The 12,402-nt window shown below is 44.9% G+C and carries 8 protein-coding genes; 3 read left to right on the forward strand and 5 right to left on the reverse strand.

Annotation, left to right across the window (positions count from 1 at the left end; translation table 11 throughout):
* Nucleotides 1-99: 99 nt before the first annotated feature.
* Both bioA and MSG36_RS13580 read left to right on the forward strand, forming a co-directional pair.
* Nucleotides 100-1,383 carry an adenosylmethionine--8-amino-7-oxononanoate transaminase gene (gene bioA / locus MSG36_RS13575; RefSeq protein ID WP_248368309.1) on the forward strand — a complete coding sequence of 428 codons (1,284 nt, stop codon included), beginning with the start codon at nucleotides 100-102 and terminating at the stop codon, nucleotides 1,381-1,383.
* A 461-nt stretch (nucleotides 1,384-1,844) separates the two neighbouring features.
* Nucleotides 1,845-3,491 carry a response regulator gene (locus MSG36_RS13580; RefSeq protein WP_248368312.1) on the forward strand — a complete coding sequence of 549 codons (1,647 nt, stop codon included), beginning with the start codon at nucleotides 1,845-1,847 and terminating at the stop codon, nucleotides 3,489-3,491.
* Nucleotides 3,492-3,615: 124 nt separating this feature from the next.
* Here MSG36_RS13580 and serS read toward each other — a convergent pair whose 3' ends face one another.
* The 5 genes from serS to lrp all read right to left on the reverse strand — a co-directional run bounded on the left by serS (nucleotide 3,616) and on the right by lrp (nucleotide 10,983).
* Nucleotides 3,616-4,923: a serine--tRNA ligase gene (gene serS, locus MSG36_RS13585; RefSeq protein WP_248368314.1), complete on the reverse strand. Its 1,308-nt coding sequence runs from the start codon at nucleotides 4,921-4,923 to the stop codon at nucleotides 3,616-3,618.
* 142 nt (nucleotides 4,924-5,065) lie between these two features.
* A complete protein-coding gene (locus tag MSG36_RS13590) occupies nucleotides 5,066-6,421 on the reverse strand; it encodes a replication-associated recombination protein A (protein WP_231625735.1) in 1,356 nt (451 codons plus the stop codon).
* A 64-nt stretch (nucleotides 6,422-6,485) separates the two neighbouring features.
* Nucleotides 6,486-7,082, reverse strand: a complete 597-nt coding sequence (gene lolA, locus MSG36_RS13595) for an outer membrane lipoprotein chaperone LolA (RefSeq protein WP_017060248.1) — start codon at nucleotides 7,080-7,082, stop codon at nucleotides 6,486-6,488.
* 75 nt (nucleotides 7,083-7,157) lie between these two features.
* Nucleotides 7,158-10,325 carry a DNA translocase FtsK 4TM domain-containing protein gene (locus MSG36_RS13600; protein ID WP_248368316.1) on the reverse strand — a complete coding sequence of 1,056 codons (3,168 nt, stop codon included), beginning with the start codon at nucleotides 10,323-10,325 and terminating at the stop codon, nucleotides 7,158-7,160.
* Between the two features lie 163 nt (nucleotides 10,326-10,488).
* Complete coding sequence (gene lrp / locus MSG36_RS13605; protein ID WP_004734558.1) at nucleotides 10,489-10,983, reverse strand: leucine-responsive transcriptional regulator Lrp; 495 nt, start codon at nucleotides 10,981-10,983, stop codon at nucleotides 10,489-10,491.
* Nucleotides 10,984-11,139: 156 nt separating this feature from the next.
* Between lrp and ald the strand changes: the two genes are divergently transcribed.
* A complete protein-coding gene (ald, locus tag MSG36_RS13610; RefSeq protein WP_017060246.1) occupies nucleotides 11,140-12,264 on the forward strand; it encodes an alanine dehydrogenase in 1,125 nt (374 codons plus the stop codon).
* The last annotated feature ends 138 nt before the right edge of the window (nucleotides 12,265-12,402 follow it).

The raw sequence follows: 12,402 nt of genomic DNA on the forward strand, positions 1-12,402 counted from the left end.
TTGGCTAGTCTACCGACAAGCTTTAGACTGTCAACACATTGATAATATCAAAAGTTTACATCTGGTTATTTTTTAATCACACCAAGAATGGAAGTTACTATGGATCTCGCCTTTGATCGCCAGCATATCTGGCATCCCTACACATCAACGTTAACACCTCTGACCTGCTATCCAGTCACCAACGCAGACGGTGTTTACCTAGAATTAGAAGGCGGAAAACGAATTATTGATGGTATGTCATCTTGGTGGTCAACCATCCACGGCTACAATCACCCTGAGCTAAATGCTGCAGCTCACAGCCAAATCGATAAGGTTTCACACGTTATGTTTGGTGGCATCACCCACCAACCCGCTATCGATTTATGTAAGAAGCTTTTGAATCTCGCGCCAAGTAATCTTGAGCATGTTTTTTTGGCCGATTCAGGTTCAGTAGCCGTAGAAGTTAGCCTAAAAATGGCACTGCAATATTGGCACGCTAAAGGACAACCTCGTTCAAAGTTCCTCACACTAAGAGATGGTTACCACGGTGATACCTTTGCGGCGATGTCAGTGACCGACCCTGACAACTCAATGCACAGCCTCTACAAAGGCTTTTTACCGGAACACATTTTCGCTGATTCGCCAAAAACAGGCTTTTGGGATCAATGGGACACGAACGACATCAACAGCTTTCGAGAAAAGTTGGCAGCACACCATCAAGAAGTCGCAGCCGTGATCTTAGAGCCAATCGTTCAAGGGGCTGGCGGCATGCGCATCTACCACCCTGAGTTCCTAAAACAGGTTCGCTTACTGTGTGATGAATTCAATGTATTGCTGATCTTGGATGAGATTGCGACCGGGTTTGGCCGCACAGGGAAACTGTTCGCTTGTGAGCATGCCGATGTTCAACCGGACATCTTATGCGTAGGCAAGGCTTTAACTGGTGGCTATATGACATTGTCAGCGACGCTGGCGAGTAAAGAAGTCGCCGACACGGTATGTGGCGGTGAAGCGGGCTGCTTTATGCACGGGCCAACCTTTATGGGCAACCCATTGGCTTGCGCAGTCGGTGCGGCAAGTTTATCCATCATAGAGCAAGGCCATTGGAAAAATCAGACTCAACAGATTGAACAGCTCTTTTCTAAGTTACTGCCACCGCTGCGAGAGCATGATCTTGTCAAAGACGTTCGCTGGTTGGGTGCGATTGGCGTTGTTGAAACCCATACGCCTGTCGATATGGAAACCATCCAAGTTCACTTTGTAGAGCAAGGCGTTTGGATCCGTCCGTTTGGTAAATTGATTTATATGATGCCTCCATTTATCAGCGAACCTGCGCACATCGAGAAACTGGTCTCTGCAATTGATAAAGCACTACAACAATCAGCTTGCTTCAAGTCAAATTGATATAAATAAAACCAAATAGAAATTCCGAAAATTTATTAGCATATAAACCGATACGCCGCCTTTAGAGTGCTAAAGGTGGCCTACTCAAAAAGCAAATAATCAGACAGCCAATAAAAACATCTCAAACTGATATTTTATCTATGATTCCCCCCTGAAGAATCTCACAAACAAATTTAATCCTCTCCATAAAAACAATTAGCAAAAGAGTGTTACCTATCGGGTCAATAGCCGCTTAAAATACAAGCCATTTTTTTGTCGGATATTATGATGGGCTTCCTCATTCGATTTCATTCTAGAATCCAATCAGCTAATTCAATTCGACTGTACTTAGATAATAAATATTAACGAAAGCTTGTATCAACTTGGTAGAAACAGAGTTTTCTGTTTTGTCGATCGTGCAAGACAGCAACGCAACCCGTAATCGCTGCGGAATTCACGTCAGTAAATAATTTAAAGTAAACATGAAATTAAACCAACTCAATGCACTTATCGTTGATGACTCATCGATCGTGCTATCAACCATCCGCAATATGTTGATTCATATCGGCTTTTCAGAGCGAATGATTTCAATTGCTAAGTCCCCTCGCATCGCTATGACGATAACAAGCGAGACGACGTTTGATGTGATTATCTGCGACTATAACTTTGGTAATACCATCAATGGCAAGCAGTTGTTTGAAGAGCTTAAACAATCGAATAGATTGAAAGACGATGGAATATTTATTCTAGTTACCGGTGAGAACTCCGCTTTATCGATCCGCCCTATTCTAGAGCTTCGACCAGATAATTATTTATTAAAACCATTCAATCGTGAAACCTTAAAGCAACGAATTACAAGCTCTCTAAAAAAGAAGCTGGTGCTACAAAAAATCTATAAGGCCGAACGAGAAAATGACTATAAAGCCGGTCTTGAGTTCTGCGAAGAGCTACTCGCCTTTAACCCAGAATACTTCGCCACAATTCAGCAATTTCGCGGAAGCTTTTTGTCAAAGCTCAAGCTTTACGAAGAAGCAAAGAACGTATATGAGAAGGCGCTTGATGAAGGCAGTTTTGATTGGGCTCAAGCGGGTCTAGCAAACAGCCTTGCGAATTTAGGTCAGATCAATGAAGCACAACAAATGATCGAAAGCTTGATTGATTCAGCACCCACCAGCACCTTGTATCGAGATCAAGCAGCTCAAGTGAACCTTATCAGTAATAAAGTTCCTGCTGCGATTGCCCATTTTAAATTGGCAAGTGAACTCACACCGGGTAACTCAGAAAGGGAACTGGCAATCGCAAACCTGTGTCTCTCCGTGAATGATACCAAGGCAGCGTTAGCTCACTATCAGAACTATGTGCAGATCAATAGAGATACCTTTCGAGATAACCTCTATATGAAGCTCAACCATATTCGATTTTTGCTCTATTGCGCATCTGGTGAGAGCAACAATAAAGCGACACTCGATCAAGTAAACTATCTGATTTCGAAGATCCCTACAGACGCAAGAGCAGGTCTTCAAACGGATTTGGCGCTTATCGCAGCACACATTGCAATGGAATCAAAACAGTACCAAAAAGCGGTGACTATTTTGACTGCGCTGCATGACAGAAATAGCTTTAATGCATTCCCGGTTATCTATCACCACACCTGGTTGCTGGACAGAATGAGTTGTGAGAATGAGTTTAAAGTCGCAGAGAGCCGCTGTGGCATCTTGATCATCCAAACGGCGAACGAAACCGTTGTTTCTAGCCAAATGACCATGTGTAGTGAGATGAAACGCCGTAACGCAGAAAAGATGGAATGGCTCAAACAGAGCAACATCAGCATTAAGAAGGCTTCGTCGGATTATAAGCAGGTATTGCTCGCTTATTTAGAGATTCACAAGCGATGCCCGATGATCAAAAACGTATGCATGAACATCGTCAAACTGCTCTCTGTTATTTGGCCTGACGCAATGGGCGCGAAACAGGTTTTAACGATTATTCACAAGTGTGATGGCGTGGTCACTCAACTTTATACGCTTGATGAACTGACCCAAAACAATTATCAAAATTACTATCGAAAGGCGTTGCTAGCTTGTAAGCAAGCAGACGAAGCAACCAAAGCGAGTTTCTCTTTTATGTAGCTTCTCGTTATACAGCTTCTACTTGGGTAGTTCCAGATACAAAAAAGGCTTTGCCATTACAGCAAAGCCTTTTAAATATTTTGGCAAGTCAGGTTAATCTAAATTTGATTAACCTAAATTGGCATTAACCGATGTGCGTTACGCCGCCCATGTATGGTTGAAGTACTGTTGGGATAGCAATACGGCCATCTGCTTCTTGGTTGTTCTCAAGAATAGCAACCATAGTACGACCAACAGCAAGACCGGAACCGTTTAGTGTATGTACAAGTTCAGGTTTCTTCTCGCCTTTACGACGGAAACGAGCTTGCATACGACGCGCTTGGAAATCCCACATGTTTGAACAAGAAGAAATCTCACGGTAAGTCTCTTGTGCTGGAACCCATACTTCTAAGTCGTAAGTTTTCGCAGAACCGAAGCCCATGTCACCTGTACATAGAATCACTTTACGGTAAGGAAGCTCTAGAAGTTGAAGTACTTTCTCAGCGTGACCTGTTAGCTCTTCAAGCGCTGCCATTGAGTCTTCTGGCTTAGTGATTTGTACTAATTCAACTTTGTCGAATTGGTGCATACGGATAAGACCACGAGTGTCACGACCGTAAGAACCCGCTTCAGAACGGAAACATGGCGTGTGAGCTGTCATCTTAAGTGGCAGTTCAGCTTCATCAGTAATCGTGTCACGAACCATGTTCGTTACCGGTACTTCCGCAGTAGGGATAAGCGATAGCGTCTTAAGAGGCACGTCACTTACTTGCTCAGTTAGCGGGCTTGTGTGGAACAAGTCTTCGCCGAACTTAGGAAGTTGACCAGTACCGTAAAGGCTATCGTGGTTCACTAGGTACGGTACGTACATTTCTGTGTAGCCGTGCTCATCAGTGTGAAGATCCAGCATGAACTGAGCAATCGCACGGTGTAGACGTGCAAATTTGCCTTTCATCACGATGAAACGAGAACCCGAGATTTTTACTGCGCTAGCAAAATCAAGACCGCCAGACATTTCGCCTAGGTCAACGTGATCTTTTACTTCGAAGTCGTAAGTCTTAGGTTGGCCCCAACGAGAAACTTCTACGTTGTCATCTTCATCTTTACCATCTGGCACTTCTGCATCAGGTAGGTTAGGAATCGACATTGTGATCGTTTCTAGCTCAGATTGAAGGTCAGCCAATGCTACTTTAGCTTGGTCTAGTTCTGCACCTAAGTTGCCTACTTCTGCAAGGATACGCTCAGCTTCTTCATGGTCGCCTTTTGCTTTCGCTTGACCAATGGACTTCGATCGAGAGTTACGTAACGCTTGTAGCTCTTCAGTTTTCATCTGAAGGGACTTACGTTTTTCTTCAAGTTCACGAATTGTCTCTACATCAAGGGCGAAGCCTCGACGTGCTAATTTTGCCGCTGTTTCATCCAGCTCAGCTCGAAGTAATTTAGAATCCAGCATTGCTAATCCTATGCTTTAGTTATTTGAATATTCAGTAGTTTGCTACTGAATCACTGCTAAACCCCTAAAACTGGTGTTATTTCGACCAATTTATAACGATTTAATTGAAATTTTATGACTAGGTAACGATATCCAAAAAAGACTACTTTTCATAGCGTTTTTGTGGGCTTTTTGCGTCCAAATCCGCCAGATAATCTAGCTTCTCGCCAATTTTGGTCTCTAAGCCTCGTTTTGTTGGGAAATAGTATTGCTTCTCTCCCATTTCAGGAGGCAGGTACTTTTCACCCGCCGCGTAGGCTCCTGGTTCATCATGAGCATAACGGTATTCTTGCCCGTAGCCCATGTCCTTCATCAAAGTTGTCGGTGCATTTCGCAAATGATGGGGGACTTCATATTCAGGAAGATTGTGAGCATCCGTTAACGCTTGTTTCCACGCGGTGTAAACAGCATTACTCTTTGGTGCACACGCAAGATAAACTACCGCCTGCGCAATCGCACGCTCCCCTTCAGCAGGGCCAATGCGCGTGAAGCAATCCCAAGCCGACATCGCCACCTGCATGGCACGAGGGTCAGCGTTGCCAATATCTTCAGAAGCAATCGCTAGCAAACGTCTTACGATATACAAAGGGTCACAACCCGCCGCAATCATTCGCGCCGACCAATACAACGCCGCATCAGGGTTTGAGCCACGAATTGATTTATGAACCGCAGATATTAGGTCGTACCAAATATCGCCCTTGTTATCGAAACGTGCGACTTTCTCACCAGCCACTTCAGCCAACAACTGCAAGGTTATCGCTTTCTCGCCTCGATCGTTATCTTCTGCCATGTCATACAGCAGTTCAAGATAGTTAAGCGACATACGTGCGTCACCGTTAACCAGTTCTGCAAGGCGATCTAAAACATTATCAGCAAAATCTGCAGGTACATCACCTAGCCCACGTTGCTTGTCTTCAATCGCTTGGCGAATAACGAGAGAAATATCATCTGTATTCAAGGACGTCAGTTTGTAGACACGCGCACGTGACAACAAAGCGTTGTTCAATTCAAAAGAAGGGTTTTCTGTAGTCGCACCAATAAAGGTCACGGTGCCATCTTCGATATGAGGCAGAAAAGCATCTTGCTGACTTTTGTTAAAGCGATGGACTTCGTCCACAAACAGGATGGTTCTGCGCCCTGCTTGCTTGTTCTCGCGCGCTTTTTCAATTGCAATACGAATGTCTTTTACGCCCGAGGTTACCGCCGATACGCGTTCCACTTCAGCATTCGCATAGTTTGCTGCTACTTCGGCTAACGTCGTTTTACCGGTGCCCGGTGGCCCCCACAAAATCATCGAGTGGATATGGCCCGCTTCCAACGCTCTGCGAAGTGGTTTACCTGGGCCTAATATATGCTGCTGACCGATGTACTGTTCGACAGTTTCCGGTCTCATACGAGCAGCAAGGGGACGAAAATCTTCGTCCCCCGCAAAATCTAAGCTGTAATTACTCAATTGCAATCTCTTGATTCGTTGATGGCATTAATGCCTATCGACGTACTACCAAACGATCTGCTTGTTTAGATCAGTTTCTTTGGTCGTCGACCTCGACACCTTCCGGTGCCACAAAAGTAAAGCGGTCTGCTGCAGGTTTACCCAAGTCAACATTGCTAAAGGTAAACTCACCTTTTTGACCGTCTTGTTCAATCACATTAAAGCCCTGAACAATGCCCTTTTCGGTGATATTAATCTGGAAGTCGCCCTGATTAGAATCGACAGCAGTTGGCGTTAGCGTGAATTGGTTACCCGTTTGCGCCACATTATAGTTATCCCAATCACTTTCTTGGTTACGTGTAAGCAGGACAAAAGGTGTTTGTGATGTCGCTTGCTCTTGCCAGTAAATGCTCACTTGCTCAATGAACGGGCTGTAGTACCACAAGCTTTGGCCGTCAGATACCAACAAGTTTTCATCAGGAAACGTGGTCTCCCAGCGGAACAAGCTTGGGCGTGCAATCTCTACCGTGCCCTCACCTTCCATAACAACATCACCATCAGGGCTGGTCACGACTTGTTTAAAGTCAGCGCTAAAGCCTGCATTTAATGCTAAACGGCTACTCAACTCTTCTTTCGGAGAAGCAAACACTGAGAAGCTCATAAATAAAAGTGCGAATACTTTTTTCATCAATAATCCTGTTAGAACATAAGTCGGTCATATTTTCGATTTGACCGACTTAATGGGTATGAGTTCCTAGTGGAACTAATCTTTTGGTGGAGCTGGTGCTAAGACTTCTCGGTTACCGTTATGGCCTGGAGCACTTACGATACCTTGAGCTTCAAGTTGCTCGACAATACGTGCAGCACGGTTGTAGCCAATCTTGAATCGACGTTGCACGCCTGAAACTGAGCCACGACGCGAATGAACAACGTGTTCTACCACTTGATCAAACAGAGGATCCACCTCTTCGTCACCTTCCATCTTCTCACCCGGAAGCAAGGTTTCTGGAGTTTGTTCGCCGTTGGTGATCTCATCAATATAGTTTGGCTTACCACGCGCTTTCCAGTTATTCACGACTGCGTGTACATCATCATCAGATGCAAAGGCACCGTGAACACGAGTTGTATGGCTAGAACCCGGTGGCAAGTAAAGCATATCACCCATGCCCAATAGTGATTCTGCACCACCTTGGTCAAGGATAGTTCGTGAATCCGTTTTGGTTGATACCGTAAAGGCAACACGGGTTGGAATGTTCGCTTTGATAAGGCCAGTAATAACATCCACTGATGGACGCTGCGTCGCTAGAATCAAGTGAACACCCGCCGCACGTGCTTTTTGTGCCAAACGTGCAATCAGTTCTTCAACCTTCTTACCAACCACCATGATTAGGTCGGCAAATTCATCAACGATAACCACAATGTAAGGCAGCTTCTCAAGTAATGGCGCTTCTGGGTCCATGCTGTCGCCCGGCTTCCACAGTGGATCGTGAATTGGGTGACCAGCTTCCGCTGCCATCTTAAGCTTATCGTTATAACCTTTAATGTTACGAACGCCTAATGCTGACATCAGCTTATAACGTCGTTCCATCTCGCCAACACACCAACGAAGGGCGTTCGACGCATCTTTCATGTCGGTTACCACTTCAGACAATAGATGAGGGATGCCTTCATAAACCGATAGCTCAAGCATTTTCGGGTCGATCATGATGAAGCGAACATCTTCCGGTGATGCTTTGTAAAGCATACTCAGAATCATTACGTTCACACCTACCGACTTACCAGAACCGGTTGTACCTGCAACCAGAACGTGAGGCATTTTCGATAGGTCAGCAATAACGGCTTCACCTGCGATGTCTTGTCCTAGGACCACTGTCGTTGGCGATTTTGCTTCTTGGAACTGAGGGCTAGCAACCACATCTGAGAAGAATACCGTTTGGCGGCTCATGTTCGGCAGTTCCAAGCCAACATAAGGTTTACCCGGAATCACTTCTACGACACGTACTGCCAATGCAGAGAGTGAACGCGCTAAGTCCATAGAAAGGCCTGAGATACGGCTTACTTTCACACCTGGAGCCAAATCTAATTCAAACCGAGTTATCACTGGACCTGGGAAAATGTCGACAACGTCTGCTTTGATCTTGTAGTCCGCTAGCTTAGATTCAACAAGACGAGCAATTGCCTCTAATGCGTCACGGTCAATAAAGGTTTCACGCTTTTCAGGGTGGAATAACAATTCAAGCGTGGGTAATGGCTCAGCAGGCTTCGGTAAATTAACATCTTGTTGAACCAAGAACGGGTTCTGCGCCGCTGCCATATTCGCTTGTGCTTCAGAAACAATGCTTTGGAATGCGGCGACATCCTGATCTTGATGGGAAGGCTCTTCTTCCGTAACTTCTTCCCAAGGAAGATCAACAGCTGGCTCTTGGTTTTGTGCTGTTGACTGTTCAGGCTCTGAACGTTCTTCTTGATAAGAGAAAGGTTCAAATTGCTCATCCGCTAACTCTGCATCAGCCTGCTCGGTTTCAGTCTGCTGAGCTTCAGGAGCGAAAGTCTGTTCGTCAGCACGCTCTTCCGTTACATCAAATGGTGAAGCTTGTGCAGAGAAATCGTCTTCCACAGTTGCTTCTGGCTCACCCATTGGTGAAGTGTATAGAGATTCTGGCTGAACATCTTCAACATCGAATTCATTCGTTACTTCTGGCGAGCTATTGACCTCTGGTTCTGCACTTTCAAGAGCCGTATCAGTAGAGGTAACGTCTTGTTGCTCATTCTGCATGTATTGCTGATACGCGATTTGAGATTCATGCGCATCAACCTGTTCTTGCTCCGCAAGGTCATCTTCATACATAGCGGCGTTTTCTAGCTGCTCGATAGTGGCATTAAGCTGCTTCGAGCGCTCAATACCTTCTTCTAACGGTTCTTCTGGCGCTTGGTAAACAGGTGCTACAGGGATCGACTCAGGTGCAACTTGAGGTTGGCGCTGAACCTGAGGTTCTTCTTGTTCTGAAGCTTCTTGCTTCGCTGGCGCCTCAACAGGCATGTGAATATTGTAATGACGCTTCGGCGATGCTGCATTATCTCGCGCATTTATCGCTACGTCTGACGAATCATTGGTCGCAGAAAAGCTCATTGCAGGATCTAGTGGATCATGCTCTGTTGATTCCTTGTTGTCTTCTATAGCAGGAACATCGCGGTAAGTTGGCTCTTGATGCTGGTGATGACGTTCTTCGATTAAATCGCGGTCTGCTGATTCCCTTAATTGAGGCTCAAGCAGCTCTTGGTCTTGGCCACGAGCCTTATTAACAGCAGACGTGAAGAATTTGATGGCACATTCACCCAACCATTCCACAATGCTTAGCCAAGAGATACCGGTTAATAGAGTGAAGCCAGCACCCCATAAGAAAAGAAGAACCAGCGTACTACCAAGAACATTCAACGTTGGAAGAGCAAGGCTTGTTAAAACGTCACCTACCACGCCACCGGATGAAAAGTACCAGATGTCATCAAAGTTGATATCCGCGAGACCACAACTAGTCAGAATAAGGATAGTCAGGCCAAGCAAGCGAGTGCCCCACAGCATGAAGTCGATCTGCTCGTCTTCATTACGTTTGCGGAATAAAACCCACGCAGCGACCGTCACTAAGATAGGCAGAGGGTAAGCCAAAGAACCAAATACGAAGAAAAGCGTATCCGCCAACCAAGCACCTAGGTAGCCACCCGCATTTTGAATGTCACCACCCCACGCCGTTTGTGACCATGATGGGTCTGCAGGACTAAAAGTTAATAACGCAACGGCAAGTAGAATAGAGAAGAGAACACCGAGAATCAGACTGCACTCTTTGAGACGTTGAGAACCACTCAAACGAGGAGACTGAGGCTCTTCACTCGTTTTAATGATTGTTTCTACTTTATTACTGCTCTGCTTGAACATAAACCAACTTAATAATTAAACGGGATAAAAACATCTCGAGCGGCCAAAGCCGCTCGTTTCAATGAAACTACTGTTGATTTAACCATATCAAACAGAAAAACCCAATTCCAGAAAGCAAGAAAGCGGAACAAATGTCCGCTTTCTTTCATTTCACCAATTGTGACTAACGAGTTTTAATCACAAGTTGATTAGTTTGTTTCACTTCTTCCATTACTACGTAAGTTCGAGTGTCGTTTACGCCCGGTAGACGAAGTAACGTATCACCCAGTAGCTTACGGTAAGCACCCATATCAGATACACGTGTTTTTAGAAGATAGTCAAAATCACCCGACACTAAATGACACTCTTGGATGTCATCCAGTTTCTGCACAGCGGTGTTGAATTGTTCGAACACATCTGGCGCACCACGGTTCAACGTAATTTCAACAAACACTAACAGTGAAGCATCAAGGTACTGTGGGTTCAGCAACGCTGTGTACCCAGTAATGTAACCTTGACGTTCTAAACGACGAACACGTTCAAGACATGGAGTTGGAGAAAGTCCTACTCGTTTTGAGAGTTCAACGTTTGAGATACGACCGTCTTTTTGCAACTCATTAAGAATGTTGCGGTCAATACGATCTAGTTCCTTGGACGGCTTCTTATAATTGTCTGCCATTTTTTATTCCACCTTATTACTTCCTTGCAAAAAAATATACTACAACTTTTTAATATTCAGTATCAAATTTTATCTGAACCTATCTATACTAGATATTAATTCGACAGAATTACCCTACACATAGATAAAACAACCAAAATAAAATGAGGAGTCAGGATGATCATTGGCGTACCTAAGGAAATCAAGAACCACGAATACCGCGTTGGTATGACCCCAGCTAGCGTGAGAGAACTAATCTCACACGGCCACCAAGTTTTTGTAGAAACCAATGCCGGTACTGGTATCGGTTTTTCAGACGATGATTACATCGCTGTAGGCGCATCCATTCTTCCTACTGCTGCTGACGTTTTCGCGAAAGCAGAGATGATTGTAAAGGTTAAAGAACCTCAAGCTGTCGAGCGAGCTATGCTTCGCGAAGGGCAAATATTATTTACCTATTTACACCTTGCACCAGATTTTCCACAAACTGAAGAGCTTATCAAGAGCAAAGCTGTCTGCGTAGCCTATGAGACTGTAACAGATAATATGGGTCGCTTGCCACTATTAGCACCAATGTCTGAAGTAGCTGGTCGTATGTCTATTCAAGCAGGTGCACAAACATTAGAGAAATCTAACGGTGGTTGTGGTCTTCTTCTTGGTGGCGTTCCAGGTGTTGAACCAGCAAAAGTTGTTGTTGTTGGTGGCGGTGTTGTAGGTGCTAACGCAGCACGTATGGCTGTAGGCCTTCGCGCTGATGTTACAATTCTTGACCGTAACGTAGATACACTGCGTCGTCTTGATGAAGAATTCCAAGGTCGCGCAAAAGTGGTTTATTCTACTGAAGACGCTATTGAGAAGCATGTTCTAGAAGCAGACCTAGTAATTGGTGCAGTACTAATCCCTGGCGCAGCCGCTCCTAAACTGGTTACAAAAGAGCACATCGCTAAGATGAAGCCAGGTTCAGCAGTTGTTGATGTTGCAATCGACCAAGGCGGTTGTTTCGAGACTTCTCACGCAACCACTCACGCAGACCCAACTTACATTGTTGATGACGTAGTTCACTACTGTGTTGCAAACATGCCTGGCGCTGTTGCTCGCACTTCAACTTACGCACTAAACAATGCAACACTTCCTTACATTGTTAAGCTAGCGAACAAGGGCTACCGCGAAGCACTTCTATCTGATGAAGGCTTCCTAGAAGGTCTAAACGTTATTCACGGTAAAGTAACTTGTAAAGAAGTTGCAGAGAGCTTTGACCTTGAATACGTAGACCCAGCAGAAGCAATCGCAATGTTTAACTAATAATGTAATGACTAACTGAACGCAATAATCTTCTCGTTGAAGCGTTCAGTTAACTCATACACTGTCTCGTCCTAAAATACGTTGACAGTATTTCTACTAAGCCAACAGCGTCAGCTGTTGGCTTTTTTCATGCACCTC

This window comes from Vibrio sp. 1CM8B (assembly GCF_023161685.1).
Taxonomy (GTDB): domain Bacteria; phylum Pseudomonadota; class Gammaproteobacteria; order Enterobacterales; family Vibrionaceae; genus Vibrio; species Vibrio coralliirubri.

Bases quoted from the DNA above. Each gene is read 5' to 3' on its own strand.
- lrp (WP_004734558.1), bottom strand. From the start codon at position 10,983: ATGGCAGACAATTATAAGAAGCCGTCCAAGGAACTAGATCGTATTGAC.
- MSG36_RS13580 (WP_248368312.1), top strand. From the start codon at position 1,845: ATGAAATTAAACCAACTCAATGCACTTATCGTTGATGACTCATCGATC.
- serS (WP_248368314.1), bottom strand. From the start codon at position 4,923: ATGCTGGATTCTAAATTACTTCGAGCTGAGCTGGATGAAACAGCGGCA.
- lolA (WP_017060248.1), bottom strand. From the start codon at position 7,082: ATGAAAAAAGTATTCGCACTTTTATTTATGAGCTTCTCAGTGTTTGCT.
- bioA (WP_248368309.1), top strand. From the start codon at position 100: ATGGATCTCGCCTTTGATCGCCAGCATATCTGGCATCCCTACACATCA.
- ald (WP_017060246.1), top strand. From the start codon at position 11,140: ATGATCATTGGCGTACCTAAGGAAATCAAGAACCACGAATACCGCGTT.
- MSG36_RS13600 (WP_248368316.1), bottom strand. From the start codon at position 10,325: ATGTTCAAGCAGAGCAGTAATAAAGTAGAAACAATCATTAAAACGAGT.